The sequence below is a fragment of the Lentzea californiensis genome, from assembly GCF_024648825.1.
GTDB lineage: Bacteria > Actinomycetota > Actinomycetes > Mycobacteriales > Pseudonocardiaceae > Lentzea > Lentzea californiensis.
In genome coordinates this window covers 110378-132330 of record NZ_JANBBE010000006.1, presented here as the reverse complement: position 1 = coordinate 132330, position 21953 = coordinate 110378, and the positions used below count along the sequence as shown (strand labels likewise).

The following is a 21953-nucleotide window of genomic DNA, read 5'->3' as shown; positions in this document are numbered from 1 at the left end:
ATTCCGCTCTGTCGTAGCGGAGATCGAGAGGAAGCACTGTGAAGTCGAGAACCAGAGTTTTGGCGCTCATCGCGCTCACTCTGTCCGTGGTCCTGGTCGGCACCACGCCGGCGCCCGCCTCCACTGTCCGGACCGTGGAGCTCGCCGCGCCGGCCGGCAGCGGCCTCCCGCCCTACGTCGCCGTCATCAAGCCGGTCACCACGAAGCGGCTCGCATCCAGCTGGCGCGAAGGCTGTCCCGTCGGGCCCGATCAACTGCGGCTGGTCAACCTGAACTTCGTCGGCTTCGACGGTGCGGTGCACCGCGGCGAACTGGTCGTCAACGCCGATCTCGCCACCGAGGTCGCCCGCGTCTTCGCCGACCTGTACTTCGGCCGGTTTCCCATCCAGCGGATGGAGACCGTGGAGAACTACGACTCCGACGACGACGCGTCGATGGCGGCGAACAACACCTCGGCGTTCAACTGCCGGCCGATCACGGGCGGCACCGCCTGGTCCAACCACTCCTACGGACGGGCCATCGACATCAACCCCGTGCAGAACCCGTACATCTCCCGCAGCGGCGCGGTCTACCCGCCCAACGGCGCGCCCTACGTCGACCGCACCCAGAACGTGCCCGGCATGATCCACGCGGGCGACGTCACCGAGCAGGCGTTCACCACGCGCGGCTGGACGTGGGGCGGCTCTGGGACACGCCGATCGACTACCAGCACTTCGAGAAGCCCTGACACCAGCCCAAGGGCCGGTCCCGGGCGCCACGACGGCGTCCAGGACCGGCTGGTGGTGCCCCCGGCCAGTCTCGCGGCAGGTCATGCGGTCTCGTGCTCTTCGAGCATCGCCGTCACCTCGGACGTGGGGCGGACATCGCCGAACGTCCGATAGATGGTGTACAGCGTGGCGTTGTGGTCTTCGTCGCGTCGTGCGGCGTTGGCGTCGGCGATCATGATCACACGCAGTCCCAGGGTGCTCGCATCACGAGCCGAGGACTCACAGCACACGTTGGTGACCGTTCCTGTGATCAGGACGGTGTCGATTCCTCGATGCTCCAACAACTCCGGCAGCGGGCAACGGCCGGGGAAGAAGGCGCTGGGCGCGGACTTCTCGACCAGGACGTCGTCGTCGTGGACCGTGAAGTCCCGCCAAAGACGTTCCGTCAATGGACCCGTACCGCCAGAGGTGCGGAACACCTCAGCCACTTCCGGACCGAAGAACTCCTCAGCTACCGCCTTCTGTTCCGTCACCGCCGGCAGGACCCACGCCACCGTGCCGCCGGCCGTCCGGAGGGTCTGCGCGAGGCGGCTGATGTTGGGCACGATGCCCCGGCAGTACGGATTGTCGGCCACGAAGAACGGCACCATGTCGATGACCACCAGCGCGGTCCGCGCCGGTATTAGGCGGGTGAACGCGAAACGCCTGCCGCGACGCGCCTCCTGCCGGGCGTATTCACGGGCTTCGATCCGCCATGCGTGCAGCTTCTCTTCTGCGACCGGTGACACGCTTTCCCGCTTCCTCGCAGACAGCCGTGATGGTCGTCTGTCTGTTTGAGACACAGCACGCGACGGCCTGGACAAGGCCGTCGCGTGTTGTGTCAATGTCCGTTCGTTTCAGCCGCTGACCGACGCCGAGAAGTTGTCGACCGCCAACCCGACACCACCGTTCCAAGGCTCGAACCCGGCCTGGATGCTGGTCAGGTACCAGGAGTTCGTGATCGCACCGCGGGCGCGCACGTCGTTGATGAAGTCGAGCACGCTGAACGACCACGAGTTGATCGGGGACGGCGCGACGTAGGAGATGACGTTGTTGCCGCCGTTGTTGCCGCGCCACACCTGCCAGCTGCGCCCACCGATGTTCGTCGTGCCGACCGCGCTGCCGATGGGCTGGATCGAGCCCTGGCGGTTGAACCAGATCATGATCTCCATCTGGTTCACGCCGTTGGTCTTCGGGGTGGGGTCGAGCCAGATGTCGTAGGAGGCGTTGTAGGTGCCGCCGGTGTACCGGTAGTTGATGGACGACGTGGCGCTGCGGATCCGGCTGACCTGCATCGGCAGGGTGGAGCCGGGGGAGCAGTTGGTGTAGTGGCAGCCGAGGAACGCCGACGGGTACGACACCGGCGCCCCGTTGGTCGGGGACGAGCCCTGCTGGCGGGTGATCTGGAAGCCGGATGACGTGACGTTGATGCACTGCTGGGCCGAGGTGCCCCACCGGTTGTTCTGCACCACGTAGCGACCCTGGATGGTCGTTGAGCCGTACTGGTCGCAGATGGTCACGTCGGCGTGAGCGGGGCCGGCGGTCGCGACGAGAGTGCTCGCGACCAACAAGCCGGCAGCAGCCACTGCACGGATGGTCCTTCGCATGATGACTCCAATGACAGAGGTCTGGGAGCGCTCCCAAGATACCGGGATGTCAACAAGCGCGCAGATCGTCGAATGGACGTGAATGCGTTCGTGCGAAACAAAATTGGCTGTTCATATGAGGCTTTTGCCGGTTGCCTCGACTTCTACCGAGCAGTCGAAGACCGCGTCGATTCGACGAATGATGCTCAGCCAGGCGAACAACTCACCGGGAGGGGAGTGGTGCTGTGGACTCGCGGACGACGAGCCTGCACGGCTGGCGGATCACGCCGGAGCGGGTCTGCCCGTCCAGTGCGGCGAACAGGTGGGTGGCCGCCGTCGTGCCCAGCTGCTCCAGGTTGAGGTCCACAGTGGTCAGTGGGAGCCGGCAGTCCGCGGCGAAGATCTCCCAGTTGTCGTAGCCGACGACGGCGACGTCGTCGGGGATGGTCCGGCCGAGGTCGGTGAGCGTGTCGGCGACGCCGGTCGCGATCTGGTCGTTGCCGCAGAAGACCGCGTCGACCTCCGGGCTGCCGGCGAGGAGCATGCGGGCGGCCTGCCTGCCCCAGCGCTGGGACCACTCGCCGTACAGCGGCGCGCCGCCCGCGAGGGTGAGGCCGTGTTCGGTCAGCACGTCGGTCAGCCCGGTGACCCGGTCGCGTGCGGCCCGGTAGGACTCGGGTCCCGTGATGTGGGCGATGTGCTTGCGCCGCAACGACACCAAGTGTGCCGCGGCCAGTCGTGCGCCGCCCTCGTCGTCGGCCAGCACGGAGAAGTCGTCCGGGTCGGTGGACTCGCAGTAGACGTAGACGACCGGCACCGGGATGTCACGGGTGAGCGAGGGGCGGAGGTCGTTGCTGTCGCCGAGGATGATGAACCCGTCGACCTGACGGGCGAGCAGGGTGCGGATGTAGTGCTGGCGGCGGATGGCGTCGCCGCGGGCGTCGCAGAGCAGCACCGACATCTGCTCGTTCGCCAGCGCGTTCTCCGCGCCGAGCAGGATCGGGATGGAGAACCGGCCCGCGAGCTCGTCGGTGAGCAGCCCGATGGTGCGGGTGCGTCCGGAGATCAGCCCCCTGGCGAGTGCGTTGGGCTGGAACGAGAGTTCGGCCGCCGAGCGCAGCACGCGCTCGCGCGTGGCCGGGGCGACCTGGGCGCGTGCGTTGAGCGCCTTGGAAGCGGTGGCGATCGAGACGCCTGCCAGCTTGGCCACGTCGCCGAGGGTCACCACGTCGGACCGTCTCCTGCTCACCGAAAACCTTTCGAACGATTTCGACCGCCGATTCGACTGTAGCCGGGCGGCACGGCCTGTGTAGAGAGCGCAGCGGGTGACATTCCCGTGACACGAATGGCAGATTGCCGAAAAGGATTTCGGTCGCCATCGTGACTGCAGCACGACGGTTGGGAACGTTCCCAGCACTAGGTGGCAGGAGGACCCGGATGACTGTGACGTCGCGGAACGCCGATCTCGTCGGTGGTCGCCCGGTCGTGCCGTCCCGCGGGGCCCTGCGCCCGCTGGGGCTCGGCGAGGTGCGGATCACCGGAGGTTTCTGGGCCGCGCGCCAGCAGGTCAACGGCGACGCCACGCTGCAGCACGCCCGGTCGTGGATGGACCGGCTCGGGTGGATCGGCAACTTCACCACCGGCGGCCTCGGATCGCCCGACCGGCGGGGCCGGGAGTTCTCCGACTCGGAGGTCTACAAGCTCGTCGAGGCCATGGCCTGGGAGTTCGCCCGCACCGGCGAGCGCGACCTGGTCTCCGGCATCGAGGAGCTGACCGCCGCCATCGCCTCGGCGCAGTCGCCGGACGGCTACCTCAACACGGCGTTCGGCCGCGAAGGCCAGCGGCCCCGGTACAGCGACCTGGCGTCAGGGCACGAGCTGTACTGCACCGGCCACCTGCTCCAGGCGGCCGTGGCCGCGGCGCGGACCGACGTCGGGACTCCGCTGCTCGACGTCGCCCGCCGCGCCGCCGACCACGTGTGCCGGACGTTCGGGCCGGACGGGGTGTGGGGCCTGTGCGGGCATCCGGAGATCGAGGTGGCGCTGGTGGAACTGGCGCGGCTGACCGGTGAGCAGCGCTACCTCGACCAGGCCGCGCTCTTCCTCGAACGGCGCGGTCACCGGACCCTGCCGCCACACCACTTCGGCTGGGCGTACTCCAATGACGACGTCCCCGTGCTGACCGCGACCGTCCTTCGTGGACACTCGGTGCGGTCGCTGTACCTGGCGTGCGGTGCCGTCGACGTCGCGGTCGAGAACGGCGACGACGAACTGCTGGCCGCGGTCGCCGAGCAGTTCGACCGCACCCTCGCCCGGCGCACCTACCTGACCGGCGGGATGGGGTCGCGGCACGAGGACGAGGCGTTCGGCGACGACTTCGTCCTGCCCGCCGACCGCGCCTACTCCGAGACCTGCGCCGGGGTGGCCGCGGTCATGCTCGCCTGGCGCCTCCTGCTGGCCACCGGCGAGGGGCGTTACGGCGACTTCATCGAGCGCGTCCTCTACAACGTCGTCGCCACGGCCATCGGCGACGACGGCCGGTCCTTCTTCTACGCCAACACGTTGCACCAGCGCGTCCCCACCGCGACGCTGCCCGGCGACGAGGAGCAGCTGGGGTTCGGTGGCGGCCCCAGGGCCCCGTGGTTCGAGGTGTCCTGCTGCCTGCCCAACGTCGCCCGCCTCCTGGCGAGCCTGTCGACCTACCTCGTCACGGCCGACGACGCCGGCCTGCGCGTGCACCAGTACGCCGACGCCGAGGTCGACACGGCGCTCGCGGACGGCCGCCGGGTGGCGCTGACGATGCGCACGGACTACCCCGACGACGGCGTCGTGACCGTGCGGATCACCCGGACCGACGGCGGGCTGTGGCCACTGACCCTGCGGGTGCCGCGGTGGGCGGACGGTGCGGTGCTCGTGACGGCGGACGGACGCCGCACCGTCCCGGCCGGCGATCTGGTCGTGCGGCGCGACTTCGCGGTGGGGGAGGAGGTCCGCCTCGAACTGCCGGTGCGGCCCCGCTTCACCCGTCCCGACCCGCGCATCGACGCGGTACGGGGCTGTGTCGCCGTCGAACGAGGGCCGGTGGTGTTCTGCGCGGAGTCCGTCGACGGCGAGAGCGGTGACCTCGACGCCCTGCGAGTCGAGGTCACCGCCCAGCCCGCCGACGACGGCGGGAAAGTCGTGGTGCGCGCGTGGTTCGTCGTCCCCGCCGAGGCGCCGTGGCCGTACGGGGCGGTCGAACCGGCGTTGAGCACCGGCACGGCGTTGCTGCGCCTGGTGCCGTACCACCGCTGGGCCCGCAGAGGTCCGTCGACCATGCGCGTGTGGCTGCCGACCACCTGACCCACCCGTCAACGCAAGAGGGGACACCCGGTGAACTTGAGAGGTCTTCGACTGGCCGCCGTCGTGACGGCGGGCCTGCTCGCCGTGACGGCCTGCGGCAACGGCACCGCGCCGGACTCCACCACCGCGAGCGCCGACGACGGGGCGACCCTGACCCTGTGGACCCGCGCCGCGACCGAGTCGGTGTCGAAGGCCCTGGCCGACGCCTACAACGCGACGCACCGCAACAAGGTCGAGGTGACCGCGTACCCGAACGAGGAGTACCCGGCGAAACTCGCGTCCGCCGCGGGCGCGAAAGCCCTGCCGGACCTGTTCGCCGCCGACGTGGTGTTCGCCGCCCAGTACGCCTCCCAGGGCCTGTGGGCCGACGTGACGGAGCGGTTCGCGGCCTTCCCCGCCAAGGACAGCGTGGCGCCCTCGCACGTGAAGGCGGCCACCTGGGACGGACGCAACTTCGCGGTGCCGCACACCATCGACATGTCGGTGATGCTCTACGACAAGGACCTGTACGCGAAGGCGGGCCTCGACCCGGAGAAACCGCCTGCCACGCTGCGGGAGTTCGCCGGCCACGCACGGAAGATCGACCAACTCGGCGGCGAGGTCAACGGGACCTACTTCGGCGGCAACTGCGGCGGCTGCGTCGAGTTCACCCTCTGGCCGTCGGTGTGGGCGGCCGGCGGCGAGGTGCTCGACGCGGACGGCAGGAAAGCGAAGGTCGACTCGACCGAGATGGCCGAGGTGTTCGCGCTCTACCGCTCGCTGTACGAGGACGGGGTGGCGGCACCGGCCTCGAAGGACGAGGCGGGCCCGACCTGGCTGGGCGCGTTGCAGGGCGGGAAGGTCGGCATCGCCCCCGGCCCGTCCGCCTGGCTCGGGGCGATGGAGGCCAAGGGCGTGAAGGTCGGCGTCGCGCCGATCACCGGGATCACCGGCGGTGAGTCGACGTTCGTCGGCGGCGACACGATCGGCATCGGTGCCACGAGCGGGAAAGCCGCGCAGGCGTGGGACTTCCTGGCCTGGACGATGTCGGACGAGGCGCAGGTCGAGGTCGTCGCGAAGAGCAAGGGCGTCCCCACCCGCACCGACCTGGCGTCCAACAGGTACTCCTCGGCCGATCCGCGGCTCGTGACGATCAACAGCCTGGTGTCGAAGGGCAGGACGCCGTACGCGCAGAACTTCAACGCCTCCTTCAACGACTCTCAGAGCCCGTGGCTCCAGACCGTCCGGGGCGCGCTGTTCGGCGACGCGGGCAAGGCGCTCACCGAAGGCAACTCCGCCATCACCAAGTCGCTCCAGCAGGGCTGAGTGCCATGCCCGTGACGATGACGTCACCTCCGCGGGAGCGGGCGGAGCCGGAGCGCCGGCCGGCACCTCGCACGCGCCGTCGTTCCCACGGCGGCAGGCGAAGGCGCGCATTGACCGGCGCCGCGTACGCCGCGCCGACGGCGGTGATGGTGGGCCTGTTCTTCCTGGTGCCGCTCGGCCTCGTCGTCTGGATGTCGTTGCACCGCTGGCCGTTGCTGGGCAAGCCGACGCTCAACGTCCCGAACAACTACGCGGGCGTCGCCGACAACGAACTGGTCGTGTCGGCGGCCTGGTTCACTCTCAAATACACCGCGATCATGACCGTGCTGCTGTTCGTGGTCGCGTTCGGCCTGGCCCTGCTGGTCCAGCACCGCAGGCCTGGCGTCGGGTTCCTGCGGGCGGCGTTCTTCCTGCCGATGGCCGTCGGCTTCGCCAGCGCGTCGCTGCTGTTCCTCGGCCTGCTCAGCGACGAGATCGGCCCGGTCAACGACCTGCTGTCCTGGCTCGGCGTCGTCGACGGCTACGTCTCGTGGACCAGCGGCAGCGCCGGGTCCGCGCTCGGCTCGGCGGTCGTGCTGGTGCTGTGGCGGTTCGCGGGGTTCAACATGCTGATCCTGCTGACCGGTCTGCAGGCCATCCCGGTCGACGTCTACGAGGCCGCCCGCATCGACGGGGCGTCGCGCTGGCAGACGTTCCGGCGGATCACCCTGCCGTTGATGCGGCCGACGATCGCCCTGGTCCTCACGCTGATGTCGACCGGGTCGCTGCTCGCGTTCGACCAGTTCTGGATCCTCACCCGCGGCGGCCCGGACAACAGCACCACGTCGCTGGTGATGGTGATCTACCGGGAGGCGTTCATCCGCCTCGACCTCGGTTCGGCCGCGGGCATCTCGGTGGTGCTGCTGGCGGTGCTCCTCGTGTTCAACGCGGTCCAGTTCGGCGTGCTGCGCCGTCGCTCCGAGTGAGAGGTCCCGAAGCCATGCCCGGATCCAGCACCGGCTCGCGGTGGGGCTACTACGTCACCGGCGCGGCACTCGCGATCCTGTTCCTGTTCCCGCTGCTGTGGAGCGGGTGGGCGTCGGTGCGCACGGACACCGGGTTCGGGCTCGAGAACTACGACCGGCTCTTCACCTCCGACAACGGCATCCGGCCCTACCACGTGCTCAACAGCCTCGCGGTCAGCGCGTTGACCGTCGGTGGCACGTTGTTCGTCGCGACGCTGGGCGGCTACGCGTTCGGCCGGTTCCGGTTCCCCGGCCGCGACGCGCTGTTCCTGCTCACGCTGGCGATCCTGATGGTGCCGTACGCGACGATCCTGATCGCGCTGTACGTGCTGCTGGGCTGGCTCGGTCTGGAGGACTCGCTGATCGGGCTGAGCCTGGTGCTGATCATGTTCCAGCTGCCGTTCTCGATCTTCATGATGCGCAACTCCTTCGAGGCCGTCCCCCTGGAACTGGAGGAGGCCGCACGTGTTGACGGCTGCACCACCTTCGGCACGCTGGTGCGGATCATGCTGCCCGCCGTCCGGCCAGGGCTGATCACGGTGGGGCTCTTCGCGTTCCTGACGTCGTGGAGCGAGTTCTTCGCACCGCTGATCCTGCTCAACTCGACCGACAAGTTCACCACCACGCTCGCCGTGGTCAACCTGCGCACCGCGAGTCACGGCTCGATCGACTACGCCGCACTGGAAGCGGGCGTCGTCTTCATGGCCGTGCCCTGTCTCCTGCTGTTCGCCTTCATGCAGCGCAGCTACGTGCGCGGGTTCACCTCCGGTGCACTGAAAGGCTGAATCCCTGCTACTGCAAGGAGTATCAACGGTGATACGACTGTGGAAAGAGCTCCTACTCGCCTGCGTCCTCGTCGCGACCGGCGCGGGTGTCGCCCAGGCCGGTCCCGCTACGATCACGGCGGCGGACACCTGGAACCCGCCCGCCAACCTCGTCACCCCGCTCAACCAGGTGTGGTCACACCAGGAAAGCACCTACGGCAACCTCTACGGCTTCCGCAACTACGGCTGGGACCAGGTCTTCGCCAACGGCGGCTACCTGAACTTCTGCGTGCGGTGGGACTCGCCCGCCAGGGTCTCCGCCGCCCAGCGCGACCAGATCCACGCCCAGCTCGCCCGCCAGTACAAGAAGTGGATGGACGTCATGGCGGGCCACAACAACTGGCCCTACGCCACCGTGCCGATCAAGGTCGTCGGCTGGGCGGTGCGCGACCGCGCGCAGTTGCAGTGGACGGACAACTCGGTCGACATCTACGTCGGCAACATCCGCGAGAACGCGCCGCAGTGCGCCGAACCGTGCGGCCGGTTCTTCGTCCGCGACGGCCAGTACCGCAACTGCCCCGGTGGGGTGGCCCGGCACTACGACCAGTCGCTGTGGCTGACCGCCGGGATGGGCGGCGGAGCCGGCGGTGACTGGGGCCAGCGGATGGGCAGCGAGTACTTCCTGAACAACCTCAACGCCGACAGCGTGACGATCCTGCTGCACGAGATAGGCCACACGTTCGGGCTCGACGACTTCTACGACTGGACGCCGTCGGGTGTCAGCAACTTCATCATGAAGGCGGGCAGCTCCGCCACCATCACCGAGTTCGACAAGTGGATGCTGCGCGACTGGTGGCGTCACCTGAAGAACCGCTACGGCCTCTGATCTCCCCCCGCGCGACCGTCCCGTGATCCCTGCCGCGTCACGGGACGGTGGCCTCGCCCTGCCCTTTTTCGTGTCATCCCCCTGAAAGGTGACGCGCATGTCCCTGCCCACCCCCAGCCGCCGGTCCGTCCTGCGGGCCGGGATGCTCGTCGCCGCAACGGCCACGGGCACGTTCCCCACCGCTGCCCGCGCTTCCGGCGCCGCGGCCCGCCCGGACGCCGGCGTGTCGGCGGACCCCTTCCCGCTCGGCGCGGTGGCCCTGCTCGCGGGCCCGTTCCAGTCCAGCACCGCCCGCACCCACGCCTACCTGAAGTTCCTCGACCCCGACCGGCTGTTGCGCACGTTCCGGCTCAACGTCGGACTGTCCTCTTCGGCCGTCCCCTGTGGAGGATGGGAGTCGCCCACCACCGAACTGCGCGGGCACTCCACGGGCCACGTGCTCACCGCGCTGGCGCAGGCCTACGCGAGCACCGGCGACACGGCGTTCTCCACCAAGGCCAACTGCCTCGTCGCCCAGCTCGCCACCTGTCAGGACCGGGCCCAGACAGCGGGTTTCACCTCCGGCTACCTGTCCGCGTTCCCCGAGAGCTTCATCGCCCGTGTCGAGGCCCGCGAGCCGGTGTGGGCGCCCTACTACACGTTGCACAAGATCATGGCCGGCCTGCTGGACGTCCACCTGCTCGCGGGCAACGCCCAGGCCCTCACCGTGCTCACCCGAATGGCGGGCTGGGTGCGGACCCGCAACAGCGCCCTGACCTACGCCCGCCGCCAAGCCATGCTGCAGACGGAGTTCGGCGGCATGAACGAGGTCCTGGCCAACCTGTACCAGGTCACCGGCGACCCGGACCACCTGACGAGCGCCCAGTACTTCGACCACGCCGAGATCTTCGACCCCCTCGCGGCGAACACCGACGCGCTCAACGGCTACCACGCCAACACCCAGATCCCCAAGGCGATCGGGGCCATCCGCGAGTACCACGCCACCGGCACCACCCGATACCGCGACATCGCCGCGAACTTCTGGACCATCGTCACCGGCCGGCACACCTACGCCATCGGGGGCAACTCCAACGGCGAGTACTTCAAAGCCCCTGGCAGGATCGCGTCGGAGCTGTCGGACAGCACCTGCGAGTGCTGCAACTCCTACAACATGCTCAAGCTGACCCGGCAGCTCTTCCGCACCCAGCCCGGTCGCGCGGACCTCTTCGACTTCCACGAGAAGGCGCTGTACAACCACCTGCTCGGCGGCCAGAACCCGAACTCCGCGCACGGGCACCACAGCTACTACGTGCCGCTGCGACCGGGCGGCATCCGCACCTACAGCAACGACTACAACGACTTCACCTGCTGCCACGGCACCGGCATGGAGACGAACACCAAGCACGCCGACAGCATCTACTTCCACTCCGGCAACACCCTCCACGTCAACCTTTTCATCCCGTCGGTGCTGACCTGGCCGGGCCGCGGCATCACCGTCCGGCAGGACACCACGTTCCCCGACGCCGCGTCCACGAAGCTGACCATCACCGGCTCGGGCGCAATAGACCTGCGCGTCCGCATCCCTTCGTGGGCGACGGGAGCCCAACTCCGCGTCAACGGCGTGGCACAACCCGCCACCACACCCGGCACCTACGCGCGGATCAACCGGACGTGGGCGAGCGGGGATGTCGTCGACCTCACCCTGCCGATGACCCTCACCAGGGAGAGCACCCCTGACAACCCGGCCGTGCAGGCGGTGAAGCACGGTCCGATCGTGCTCGCGGGCGCCTACGGCACCACGAACCTCACGACGATGCCCACCCTGCAGGCGTCGACGCTCCGGGCGACCCAGACCCCGTTGCAGTACACGGCCACCGCGAGCACCGGCCCGGTGACGCTCTCGCCTTTCTACCGGCTGCACGGCCAGCGGTACACCGTCTACTGGAACGTTGGGGAGACACCACAACTTCCGCCGTTCGTGGCGCACTACCCCTTCGACGCGGGATCGGGCACCACCGCCGCGGACGCCACGGGCAACGGCCGCACCGCCACCCTGGCAGGCGGCGCCGGGTGGACCACGGGACGCTCCGGCGCCGCTGTCGACCTCTCCGGTTCCGGCGCGCACGTGGTGCTCCCGTCAGGGCTGCTGGCGGGCGCGACCGCGTTCAGCGTGACGGCGTGGGTGAAGCTCGACGCGGTCACCACGTGGGCGCGGGTGTTCGACTTCGGTGCGGGCACCGGCGCGTACCTGTTCCTCACCCCGCGCAGTTCTGCCGGTGGCGCCCGGTTCGCCATCACCGCCACCGGCGCCGCGGGAGAGCAGCAGATCAACGCTCCGTCCCCGCTGCCGGCCGGGGTGTGGACGCACGTGGCCGTGACGCAGCAGGGAGACTTGGGCGTCCTGCACGTGAACGGCGCCGAGGTCGCGCGCAACTCCGCGATGACGGTGCGCCCGGCAGCGCTCGGCGGCACGGGCCAGAACTGGATCGGGCGCTCGCAGTACGCGGGCGACCCCTACCTCGACGGCGCGGTGGACGGCTTCCGCGTGTACAGCCGCGCCCTGTCCGCGGCCGACGTCGCGGACCTGCACGCGACCGGCCAGTAGCACTTCCTCCAGCCTGAAGGAGAAGCCATGCCGTTCCGGCACAGGGCGGTGAAGCTGGGCGCCGCGATCGCACTCGTGACCAGTGCGCTCGTCCCGCCTTCCGCCCACGCGTCGAACCCGATCGTCACCTCCTACTACACCGCAGACCCGGCGCCACTCGTCGTCGGCAACACCCTGTACGTCTACGCGGGCCGCGACGAAGCCGCGCTGGGAGGCAACAACTTCCTCATGCGGGAGTGGCGGGTGCTCTCGTCGACCGACGCCGCCTCGTGGACCGACCACGGCGCCAAGGCCGGCATCGGCACGTTCAAGTGGGCCGGCGCGGACGCGTGGGCCAGCGAGGTGGAACCCCGCAACGGCAAGTACTACTGGTACACCTCGGTCAACGGCAACGGCGCCGGGTGGATGGACATCGGCGTCGCCGTCGGCGACAGCCCGCTCGGCCCGTTCACCGACGCCAAGGGCGGGCCGCTGGTCAGCGACAGCACCCCGAACTCGTCGGGCCTCAACATCGACCCCACCGTGTTCACCGACGACGACGGCCAGGCCTACCTGTACTGGGGCGGCTACTGGGGTGTCCGCGCGGTGAAGCTCAAGCCGAACATGATCGAGCTGGACGGCCCGGTCGTCACGCCCACGGGGCTGACGGACTACTGGGAAGCGCCGTGGATGTTCAAGCGCAACGGCCTCTACTACATGGTCTACGCCGCCAACGACACCAACGGCTGCGTGACGTCGTCGAGCTACGCCTGCCAGCGGTACGCCACCGCGACCAGTCCGCTCGGCCCGTGGACGCACCGCGGCGTCGTGCTCGGCCAGGTCTCCTCGACCACCAACCACGCGGGAGTCGTCCAGTTCAACGGGCAGTGGTACATGGTCTATCACAACGCCAACGCGCCCGGAGGCGGCAACTTCCGCCGGTCCGTCGCCGTCGACCTGCTGCACTTCAACGCCGACGGCACGATGCAACGCGTCACCCAGACCACCACCGGGCCACCGCCCAACCCCGGCACGGGAACCGGGCCTGGCACCAACATCGCGCCGTCGGCGACCCGGTCCACCTCGTTCGTCTCGGCGTGGGAGAACCTGGCGGCGATCAACAACGGCGGCGTGCCCGCGAACTCGGCGGACCGCGGCAACCTGGCGTACGGCAACTGGCCGGAGCGCGGCACGCAGTGGGTCGAGTACACGTGGCCTTCCAGCCGGTCGATCAACAAGGTCGCCACCTACTGGTTCGACGACGGCCAGGGCATCGACCTGCCCGCCTCCTGCCAGGTCCAGTACTGGAACGGCAGCGCCTACGTGCCGGTGCCCGGCCAGTCGGGCTGCGGGGTCGCGGGCAACACCTTCAACACCACCACGTTCACCGCCGTCACCACCACCCGGCTGAGGCTGAGCATCACCTCCGCGCCGGACCACTCCACCGGAGTCCTGGAATGGCAAGCGTTCCAGGCCTGACCGCTCGTTCCCGGAGGTGCACGACATGACCCTCATCAGACGCGCCAAGCGGTCGAGGTGGACGGTGCTGCCCGCCGCGATCCTCGTCCTGACGGGTGCCGCGGTCGCCACGACCACCGCGCAGGCGGCGCAGACCATCGGCTACCCCACGTTCTCCGGACCCGCCATCCCCGCCCCACCGGTCGGTTACAGCACCGGCAGCACCATGAAGGCCATCTACGACGCGGAAAGCGCCGGAACCGACTTCTGGATGGACCGGCTGCTCGCCCGGCCCGGCAACGACCCGGCGGGCACGTGGCTGATGACCCGCGGCCGCGGCCTGTACATGAACACCCACGACCCCGGTGTCATCGGCTTCGGCGGCAACGCGGCCTACTGGGACAACATCAGCAGCCAGAACGCCTACGCCGTCACGATCTCGCCGGGGACGTTCGCCGAGCAGGTCAGCGGCCGCGTCCAGACGCCCAGCCACTGGAGGGGCGTGTTCACCAGCGGATCGCTGCGGGTCGACATGGCGAAGTTCATCACCCACAACAACGTCGCCGTCACGAACCTGACGATCACCAACAACGGCAGCGCGTCCTCCACGCTGCAACTGCGGGCGACCTCGCCCTACGCGACCACCGCCTCCGGTTCCGAGCTGACCGGCAGCAGGCTCGTGAAGAACAACCTGACCACCATCCGCCCACGCCTGTCCGGTGACGGGTTCACCGTCGCGGTCGGCGGCCTGGACCGATCGATCACCGTCGCCGCGGGGCAGACCGCGACGACCAAGGTCGTGATGGGGTTCCTCACCGACGAGATCCCCGAGTCGGCGACGGAGTACAACGCCTACCGCGGCCACACCCCCGCGACCGCGTTCGCGACCCACGTGCGGGCCTACAACCGTTGGTGGGCCGACAACATCCCCTACATCGACGTACCGGACCCGGCGATCAAGAAGAACATCTACTACCGCTGGTGGCTGATGCGGTACAACTACCTCGACGTCGACATCCCCGGCCAGGACTACCAGTTCCCGGTCTCGATCGAGGGCGTCACCGGCTACAACAACGCGATCGCGCTGACGCAGCCGATGCACATCGACGACCTGAAGTACCTGCGCGACCCGGTCTTCTCCTACGGACCGTGGCTGTCGGCGGGCCAGACGTCCAGGGGCGGCCGGTTCATGGACAACCCCGGCGACCCGGAGAACTGGTCCAACTCCTACACCCAGTACATCTCCGAGGCCGCGTGGCGCAGCTACCAGGTCCACGGCGGCCAGCCCGTGATCGCCGGCACCCTGGCCAGGTACGCCGAGGGCGACGCCAAGGGCCAGCTGTCCTACTACGACTCCAACAACAACGGTGTCATCGAGTACGACTGGGGCGCGCTGACCGGCAACGACGCGGACGCGGTCTCCTTCGACTGGCGCGCGGGCAAGCTCGACCGCGCCGAGACCGCGTACGTCTGGAGCGGCGCGGTGGCCGCGCAGCAGGCCTACGCGACCGTCGGCAACACCGCCAAGGCGAACGAGATGCAGGCGCTGGCCGACCGCATTCGCAACGGCGTGATCACCACGCTGTGGAACCCCGGCCGGAGGTTGCTGGAGCACAAGCACGTCGCCACCAACGCGCACGTGCCGTGGAAGGAGATCAACAATTACTACCCGTACTCGGTGGGCATGATGCCCAGCACCGAGCAGTACCGCGAGGCCCTGCGGCTGTTCGACGACCCGGCCGAGTACCCCGTCTACCCGTTCTACACCGCGAACCAGCGCGACAAGGCGGCCGCTGCGGCGGCGGGCTTCCCCGGCAGCAACAACTTCTCCACGATCAACTCGACGGTGCAGTTCCGGTTGTACTCCTCGGTGCTGCGCAACTACCCGAACCAGTGGATGTCCAACGAGGACTACAAGAAGCTGCTTTACTGGAACGCCTGGTCCCAGTACGTCGGCGGCAACACGCAATGGCCCGACGCCAACGAGTTCTGGGCGAACTGGAACGCCGGCACCCGCACCATCGACTACCGGTCGTGGATCCACCACAACATCCTCGGCAGCAGCAACTGGACCGTCATCGAGGACGTCGCCGGTCTGCGTCCGCGCAACGACGCCCAAGTGGAGCTGGCGCCGATCAACATCGGCTGGTCGCAGTTCGCGGTGAACAACCTACGCTGGCGCAACATGGACCTCAGCGTCGTGTGGGACGACCCCGCCGACGGCGTCACGCGCTACGCAGGCGTTCCCCAGGGTTATTCCGTGTACCTCAACGGAACGCGCGCCTTCACCGTCGACCGCCTCACCAAGGTGCTCTACAACCCGGCCACGGGCTCGGTCACGTTCCCGTCCGGAGCCGGGGTGGTCAACTACAGCACGGCGATCTCCGGGGCGCAGGCGCCGCCGAACGTCGTGCAGAACAGCAGCCGCATGGTCGACGTGTTCGCCAAGGCGGGCGCCGACCTGACATCGGCGACCCCCAACCTGGCCCAGGGCGCGGGCGTGTCCGCGTCGTACACGGCCTCGGGCACCTCGACCGGTGCGGCGGTGGACGGGTTCCCGATCAACGACCCGGTCTGGGGCAGTTCCGGCTCGCCCAACGGCACAGATTGGTACGAGTTGGACCTCCGGCAGTCCCGCACGGTCGACGAGGTGCGGCTGTACTTCCGCGACGACCGCGCAGGAAACCGCTACCGGGCGCCCAGTTCGTACAACGTCCAGTACTGGAACGGCGGTGCGTGGGTCGACGCCGCCGCCCAGTCGAGATCGCCCGGCACCCCGAAGGCCAACTACAACGTCGTCCGCTTCACCCCGGTGGGCGCGCAGCGGATACGGGTGCAGATGACGCACGCGCCGGGTTTCAAGACCGCGCTGACCGAGGTGAAGGTCTACAACCGGGGCGGTGGAACAGATCCAGGTCCGACGACGAACCTCGCGTTGACCGCGACCCCGTCGGCGTCCTACACGTCGGCGTGGGAGAGCGTGACCGCGTTGAACGACGGGATCGATCCGCCCTCGTCCAACGACACGGTCAACCCGCGGTGGGGAACGTGGCCGAACACCGGGGAGCAGTGGGGTGAACTGACCTGGGCGGCGGCGCAGACCGTGAAGTCCGCCCAGGTCTACTTCTTCGACGACAACGGGGGAGTGCGCCTGCCCGCGTCGTGGAAGCTCCAGTACTGGACCGGCACCGCCTACGCGGACGTGCCGGGAGCGAGCGGCTACCCGGCCGCGATCGACCAGTACAACCAGGTCACCTTCCCCGCGGTGAGCACCACCCGGTTGCGGGCCGTGCTCCAGAGCGGGGCGAACTCGGTCGGCGTGCTGGAGGTGAAGGCCTTCGGCTGACCGGCGTCAGGATCCGCTGGGCGGGCATCGCTCCGCTCAGCGGGCCACCCCACGTGGTGGACATTTCGCCGGTGACCTCCATGTGTTCAACCTGGGCGAGTGATGCGGTTAGGGTGGTCCCAACTGCTCGGAGGTTGCCCGTGGATGGCGATGTGTTGCGACCGGGTGATGTGCTGGCAGCGGCCGAGAGCGCACCGCCGGTGGAGTCGGTCGAGGTCGTCGCACGGGACCTGGCGAAGCGGTTCGAGGCCGTCGACGTGTCGTTCCTGTTGATCGACGTCGGTGACGAGCGGCTGGTGCGGCTGGCTTCGACCACCCGTGATCTTCCCGGGCGCGGCGCGGAGAGCGTTGATCTGCGGGACAGCGTCTACGAAGAGGTGTTGCGCACCCAGCGGCCGTGGCAGGGGCCGGACGGCGGCGGGGTGCGGGTGGTGCTGCCGGTGACCAATCGCGGCGACTGCGTCGGGGTGCTGGAGGTGACGGTGCCCATGCTCGACGAGGAGGTGCTGTCGCAGCTGGGGGAGGCCGCGCACGCGCTGGCCTACGTGATAGTCACCGACCGCCGCTTCACCGATCTCTACCACTCCGGCAGGCGCACGACGCCGATGAGCCTGGCAGCGGAGATCCAGCACCAGCTGCTGCCCACGGCGTCCTGCTGCGAGGCCGCCCAGTTCACCGTGGCCGGCGCTCTGGTGCCCGCCCACGACATCGGCGGCGACACCTACGACTACGCCCTGGACCGCGACGTCCTGCACCTGTCGATGACCGATGCCGTCGGCCACGACGTGGGCTCGGCGATGACGGCGACCCTGCTGGTCGGCGCGCTGCGCAGAGCCCGCCGGGCGGGTGACGACCTGGTGAAGCAGGCCCAGCAGGCCAACCACGCCCTGCTGGACCACCGCCTGGGAGCACTGGCGACCGGGCTGCTGGTGCGCGTGGACCTGCGCGACGGAGCGGTCGAACTGGTCAACGCCGGTCACCCGGCACCACTGCTGCTGCGCGACGGCGCGGTGACCGAGCTCGAGCTGAAGATCGACCTGCTCTTCGGCGTCCAACCGCATGCCTACCGCGTGCAACGGCTGAACCTGCGCCCCGGAGACCGGCTGATGCTGCTCACCGACGGCATGTTCGAACGCGACGCCGAAGCCGTCGACCTCCCCGCGCTGCTCCGCAACACCGAAGCACTGCATCCCCGGGAGGTGGTGCGGGCGGCGACCAGGGCGGTGAGGGGCGCTTACCGCGATCACCTCCAGGACGACGCCACCGTGCTCTGCCTGGACTGGCACGGAATCGGCCGCACCGAACGCCAAGCGGACAACGGGGCCGACACGGACTCCGCCTCGCCCTCGCGCCCAGCCTCCTGAGCGCGCCTGAGTTCAAGCCCTGGGACCGGACCGCTCCCCCCTCATGCCCAGGATCAGCGCGACCGCGTCCTTCGAGCACGCCCCCGGCGTCAGGACCTCCTGCAGCAACAGGCCACGGATCGCGGCGACGGCGACGGTGGCCCTGGTCAGCGCTGCCCCGGCGTCGAGCCCTTCGCGTTCCGCCAGCGAGGCCAGCATCCTGGTGAGGTCGTCCAGCGACGAGATGAACTCGCTGAAGTCGTCCGGGCTGTACGCGGCCAGCCCCACCACGTGGAAGAACCCGCGGACGCGCGACAGCTGCTCCGGGCGGGTGTAGGCCCGCCAGATCGCCAGGACGAGGTCGTCGAAGGTGCCCTGCCCGGCGTCGCGGAACAGCGCCTCGTTGTCGCGGGTCCGCTGTGCCGCGAGCATGGCCGCCAGGACGCCCGTGAGCGACCCGAAGTGGTACCGCAGGAGCGCGTGGCTGGTCTCGGTCCGGGCCGCGATCTCGCGCAGTGAGGTCTCCGGAGGCGGGAGGCCTTCGTCGAAGACGTCGAGGAGACGCGCCAGGAGGCGCTCGCGTGCATCGCCGCTGCGTGCCGTGCTTGACATGACCACCCCCGTAGTTTATCCATTGGACAAGAGATTTTTCCATTGGATAATCGACCGGAGGGCTCGTGGGACGTTTCCAGGTGGTGGGCGCGACGGTCGTGGACGGGTCAGGCCGCGATCCGTTCCCGGCCGTCGCGGTCACGGTCGAGGACGGGCGCATCACCGAGCTCGGTGCCTCCGGCGCGAACGGTGAGCGGCTCGACGCCGACGGGCTGACGATGACGCCCGGCCTGATCGACGCCCACGTCCACCTCGGCTTGTCGAGCCTGGTCCAGCCGCAGTTCTCGTTCCAGATCAGTGCCGCCGAGATCGCGGCGGACATCTTCGCCACGGCCGGCGCGGCGCTCGACGCAGGCTTCACGACCGTGCGGGACACCGGCGGCATCGACGGCGGTGTCGTCACCGCGATCGCGAAGGGCAAGGTCAGGGGGCCACGTGTGCTGTCGTGCGGGCCAGTTCAGTGCCAGACCGGCGGCCACGGCTACTACGGAGCCGAGTGGGAGCCCACCGAGCTGTGGAGCAGCCATCACGTTCCTGGGCTGTGCGCTTTGTCCATGATGGCGGGCAACGCGGACGAGCTGCGGCGCAACGTGCGCGAGGCGTTCCGGCGCGGGGCGTCGTTCCTGAAGCTCTGCGTGACCGGCGGAGTCGTGGGCGGCGCGGACCGGCTGACCGACACCCAGTTCACCGTCGAGGAGATCGCCGTCGCCGTGCAGGAAGCCGCGGCGCGCGGCACCTACGTGACGGTGCACGCCCACAACAACGAAGGCATCCGGAACGCCGTCGAAGCCGGGGCGCGCTGCGTCGAGCACGGCACGGATCTGGACGACCCGACAGCCGCCCTGATGGCCTCTCACGGGGTTGCGCTCGTGCCCACGTTCGCCGTCGTCGAGCGGCTGCTGCACGACCCGGCCGCAGCCGGCCTGGACGAATCGGCACGCGATCGTGTGGCAGGGGTGCGGGAACGGATGGCCAGGGCGCTCGCCGTCGCCAAGGAGGCCGGCGTGCGCGTCGGGCTGGGTTCCGACCTCATCGGCCCGGCCCAGGACCGCCGCGGCGTGGAACTCGGACTGCGCGCACAGCTCGAGACACCGATGGAAGTTCTCGTGGCGGCCACGAAGACCAACGCCGAGATCCTCGGTCTGCCCGAGGCCGGCGTCATCGCTCCCGGTATGCAGGCAGATCTCGTGCTCTGGAACGGAAACCCGCTCGAAGACCCGAACATCTTCACCGACCCCGTCAACGCCGTACTAGTCGTCCAATCAGGACGTGTTGTGAAGGACCTCCGATGAGCACCATGTGGCACGGCTGCCTCGCCGACACCGACTACTTCGAGCTGCGTTCCAGCGGCGGACACGACTACGGCGTCTGGGTCACCAGGCCGCCGAACTACGACCCGGCCACAGCGCAGGCACCCGTCGTCTACGTGCTCGACGGCAACTGGGCGGTGGGCTTGACGGCCCCGCTCATCATCACCCAGCAGGACCCCATGCAAAGGATCAAGCCGTACATCCAGGTCAGCGTCGGCTACGCCGGCGAGGAAGCGGAACACTGGGCAAGGCTGCGCAACAGGGACCTCGTGCCCCCAGGCGAGCCCGTAGCCCAGGAGTTCCTAGACGCGGTGGAGATGGGAGTCCAGACGGGCACCACGACCCGCGAGCAGGCCGACGCCTACGTCGCCGAACTGCGAGACACCCAGGGCGACGCGTTCCTGAACTTCCTGACCTCCGAACTGCACCCCCGAATCGAACGCGACTACCGCACGGCGTCAAGCGGCCACGGCCTCTTCGGCTACTCCTACGGCGGCCTCTTCAGCCTCTACACCTGGCTCACCGGCACCACGCTCTTCGACACCATCGGAGCGGGCAGCCCAGGCGTCGCCAGCGAGAACAGCCAGGTCTTCGCACAAATCCAGGAACTGGGCGACCAGCCGGCCAAACTCCACCTGACCTTCAACGACCGGGAAATCCTCGGAAACGTGCCCATCTACCAGAACCTCACGAAGAACGCGGCCACCGTCCTGCACCGCCTGACCTCCCGCGGCGCGGCCGTCACCAGCGAGGTGCTGCGCGAAACGCACGTGACCGGCCTGCAGGCCTCGTTCCTCAGCTACCTCAGGACCTGCCGCGCCCTGTGACCGCCAGAACGGCTGAGCCACGGCGATCACGCATCGCCGTGACCGCGATGACGGCCTGATCCCGTTGGTCCAGCCGCGCAGCGCTGCTGTCCCAGCGCGCAACGCCGATGTCACCGACGTCGGCGAGTGGCCAAGCTGACCGCATGAGCAAGTTGAGCCCCGAGCAGATCGCCCAGCACGCCCGCGCCGCCGGGTTCGAAGGCCAGGGCCTCACAATCGCGATCGCCGTAGCTCTCGCGGAGTCCAGCGGGAACCCACGAGCGCACAACGACAGGCCCCCGGACGACTCCTACGGCCTCTGGCAGATCAACATGCTGGGCGCCATGGGACCCGAGCGCCGCAGGCAGTACGGGCTCGACTCGAACCGCGACCTGTTCGACCCGCGCGCCAACGCCGAGGTGGCGAACGCGCTCTCGAAAGACGGCAAGTCGTGGACTCCTTGGTCCACCTACACCAACGGTGCCTACCGGAAGTACCTCGACGTCGCGCGCCGGGCTGCACGGGGCGCCTCTGCCAAGCCACCGTCACGGCCGGGTGGTGTGCGGGGAGGCGACGGGTTCACGGCGGACCCGGCCGTGCTGGACCGATACGTCAGGCAGGGCAGGGACATCGCGGACGACCTCGCGTCGATCGGCACCAGGCACGTGCGGCAGGTCCGGGAGATCGCCGGCGACAGCTTCGGGCGGATCGGCAAGGAGACGGGCTTCGCCTCGGCGCTCGAAACGTTCGGAGCCGCGCTGCACCGGCAGGTGAACGGGGCCGGCCGCAACGCGGACCGCCTGGCGCGCTCGACCGGGCGCATGGCACGCGCCTATCGCGCGCAGGACGACGCGATCGCCGACGACTTCAAGCGAGGATGAC

Annotated in this window: 17 protein-coding genes; 13 read left to right on the top strand and 4 right to left on the bottom strand. The window is 69.1% G+C overall.

All coding sequences use genetic code 11. The features are described 5' to 3' along the window. The first annotated feature begins 38 nt into the window (after window positions 1-38). Window positions 39-881, top strand: a complete 843-nt coding sequence (locus tag LX88_RS44365; RefSeq protein ID WP_258949797.1) for a M15 family metallopeptidase — start codon at window positions 39-41, stop codon at window positions 879-881. Here the strand turns inward: LX88_RS44365 and LX88_RS22605 are convergent. From LX88_RS22605 to LX88_RS22595, 3 genes are all read right to left on the bottom strand, one after another. Then, window positions 809-1495 (bottom strand): isochorismatase family protein, encoded by a 687-nt coding sequence (locus tag LX88_RS22605; protein ID WP_258949796.1) that lies wholly within the window; start codon window positions 1493-1495, stop codon window positions 809-811. The genes LX88_RS44365 and LX88_RS22605 overlap by 73 nt on opposite strands. Window positions 1496-1603: 108 nt before the next feature. Next, the gene (locus LX88_RS22600) at window positions 1604-2332 is read right to left on the bottom strand and encodes a GH12 family glycosyl hydrolase domain-containing protein (protein WP_258949795.1); all 729 of its coding nucleotides are present in this window, start codon (window positions 2330-2332) and stop codon (window positions 1604-1606) included. 223 nt (window positions 2333-2555) lie between these two features. Further along, a complete protein-coding gene (locus LX88_RS22595; protein WP_258949794.1) occupies window positions 2556-3581 on the bottom strand; it encodes a LacI family DNA-binding transcriptional regulator in 1026 nt (341 codons plus the stop codon). 188 nt (window positions 3582-3769) lie between these two features. On the opposite strand from LX88_RS22595, the gene LX88_RS22590 reads away from it, so the two are divergent. From LX88_RS22590 to LX88_RS22550, 9 genes are all read left to right on the top strand, one after another. Continuing rightward, window positions 3770-5674 carry a glycoside hydrolase family 127 protein gene (locus tag LX88_RS22590; RefSeq protein WP_258949793.1) on the top strand — a complete coding sequence of 635 codons (1905 nt, stop codon included), beginning with the start codon at window positions 3770-3772 and terminating at the stop codon, window positions 5672-5674. 30 nt (window positions 5675-5704) lie between these two features. Then, the gene (locus tag LX88_RS22585; RefSeq protein WP_258949792.1) at window positions 5705-6979 is read left to right on the top strand and encodes an ABC transporter substrate-binding protein; all 1275 of its coding nucleotides are present in this window, start codon (window positions 5705-5707) and stop codon (window positions 6977-6979) included. A gap of 5 nt (window positions 6980-6984) precedes the next feature. Then, window positions 6985-7944, top strand: coding sequence for a carbohydrate ABC transporter permease (locus LX88_RS22580; RefSeq protein ID WP_258949791.1), 960 nt, complete (start codon window positions 6985-6987; stop codon window positions 7942-7944). 14 nt (window positions 7945-7958) lie between these two features. Beyond that, window positions 7959-8768 carry a carbohydrate ABC transporter permease gene (locus LX88_RS22575; protein ID WP_258949790.1) on the top strand — a complete coding sequence of 270 codons (810 nt, stop codon included), beginning with the start codon at window positions 7959-7961 and terminating at the stop codon, window positions 8766-8768. A gap of 28 nt (window positions 8769-8796) precedes the next feature. After that, complete coding sequence (locus tag LX88_RS22570; RefSeq protein WP_258949789.1) at window positions 8797-9633, top strand: hypothetical protein; 837 nt, start codon at window positions 8797-8799, stop codon at window positions 9631-9633. Window positions 9634-9730: 97 nt separating this feature from the next. After that, window positions 9731-12217, top strand: coding sequence for a glycoside hydrolase family 127 protein (locus tag LX88_RS22565; protein ID WP_258949788.1), 2487 nt, complete (start codon window positions 9731-9733; stop codon window positions 12215-12217). A 27-nt stretch (window positions 12218-12244) separates the two neighbouring features. Then, the gene (locus LX88_RS22560; RefSeq protein ID WP_258949787.1) at window positions 12245-13675 is read left to right on the top strand and encodes a glycoside hydrolase family 43 protein; all 1431 of its coding nucleotides are present in this window, start codon (window positions 12245-12247) and stop codon (window positions 13673-13675) included. Window positions 13676-13700: 25 nt separating this feature from the next. Then, window positions 13701-17000 (top strand): discoidin domain-containing protein, encoded by a 3300-nt coding sequence (locus tag LX88_RS22555; RefSeq protein WP_258949786.1) that lies wholly within the window; start codon window positions 13701-13703, stop codon window positions 16998-17000. A gap of 140 nt (window positions 17001-17140) precedes the next feature. Next, the gene (locus LX88_RS22550; protein ID WP_258949785.1) at window positions 17141-18364 is read left to right on the top strand and encodes a PP2C family protein-serine/threonine phosphatase; all 1224 of its coding nucleotides are present in this window, start codon (window positions 17141-17143) and stop codon (window positions 18362-18364) included. Between the two features lie 12 nt (window positions 18365-18376). Here the strand turns inward: LX88_RS22550 and LX88_RS22545 are convergent, their stop codons facing one another. Next, window positions 18377-18955 (bottom strand): TetR/AcrR family transcriptional regulator, encoded by a 579-nt coding sequence (locus LX88_RS22545; protein ID WP_258949784.1) that lies wholly within the window; start codon window positions 18953-18955, stop codon window positions 18377-18379. Window positions 18956-19020: 65 nt separating this feature from the next. Here LX88_RS22545 and LX88_RS22540 point away from each other — a divergent pair, with 65 nt between their 5' ends. The 3 genes from LX88_RS22540 to LX88_RS22530 all read left to right on the top strand — a co-directional run bounded on the left by LX88_RS22540 (window position 19021) and on the right by LX88_RS22530 (window position 21952). Further along, complete coding sequence (locus LX88_RS22540; RefSeq protein ID WP_258949783.1) at window positions 19021-20247, top strand: metal-dependent hydrolase family protein; 1227 nt, start codon at window positions 19021-19023, stop codon at window positions 20245-20247. Continuing rightward, on the top strand, window positions 20244-21092 hold the full coding sequence (locus tag LX88_RS22535) for an alpha/beta hydrolase (protein WP_258949782.1): 849 nt from the start codon (window positions 20244-20246) through the stop codon (window positions 21090-21092). The genes LX88_RS22540 and LX88_RS22535 overlap by 4 nt, the downstream gene beginning before the upstream one ends. Window positions 21093-21235: 143 nt before the next feature. Next, a complete protein-coding gene (locus tag LX88_RS22530) occupies window positions 21236-21952 on the top strand; it encodes a transglycosylase SLT domain-containing protein (protein ID WP_258949781.1) in 717 nt (238 codons plus the stop codon). The last annotated feature ends 1 nt before the right edge of the window (window position 21953 follow it).

What these genes read in the sequence shown, in the direction of transcription:
- LX88_RS22560 (WP_258949787.1), top strand. Translation starts at nt 12,245, where the DNA reads ATGCCGTTCCGGCACAGGGCGGTGAAGCTGGGCGCCGCGATCGCACTC.
- LX88_RS22555 (WP_258949786.1), top strand. Translation starts at nt 13,701, where the DNA reads ATGACCCTCATCAGACGCGCCAAGCGGTCGAGGTGGACGGTGCTGCCC.
- LX88_RS22590 (WP_258949793.1), top strand. Translation starts at nt 3,770, where the DNA reads ATGACTGTGACGTCGCGGAACGCCGATCTCGTCGGTGGTCGCCCGGTC.
- LX88_RS22580 (WP_258949791.1), top strand. Translation starts at nt 6,985, where the DNA reads ATGCCCGTGACGATGACGTCACCTCCGCGGGAGCGGGCGGAGCCGGAG.
- LX88_RS22535 (WP_258949782.1), top strand. Translation starts at nt 20,244, where the DNA reads ATGAGCACCATGTGGCACGGCTGCCTCGCCGACACCGACTACTTCGAG.
- LX88_RS22530 (WP_258949781.1), top strand. Translation starts at nt 21,236, where the DNA reads ATGAGCAAGTTGAGCCCCGAGCAGATCGCCCAGCACGCCCGCGCCGCC.
- LX88_RS22565 (WP_258949788.1), top strand. Translation starts at nt 9,731, where the DNA reads ATGTCCCTGCCCACCCCCAGCCGCCGGTCCGTCCTGCGGGCCGGGATG.
- LX88_RS22575 (WP_258949790.1), top strand. Translation starts at nt 7,959, where the DNA reads ATGCCCGGATCCAGCACCGGCTCGCGGTGGGGCTACTACGTCACCGGC.
- LX88_RS22545 (WP_258949784.1), bottom strand. Translation starts at nt 18,955, where the DNA reads ATGTCAAGCACGGCACGCAGCGGCGATGCACGCGAGCGCCTCCTGGCG.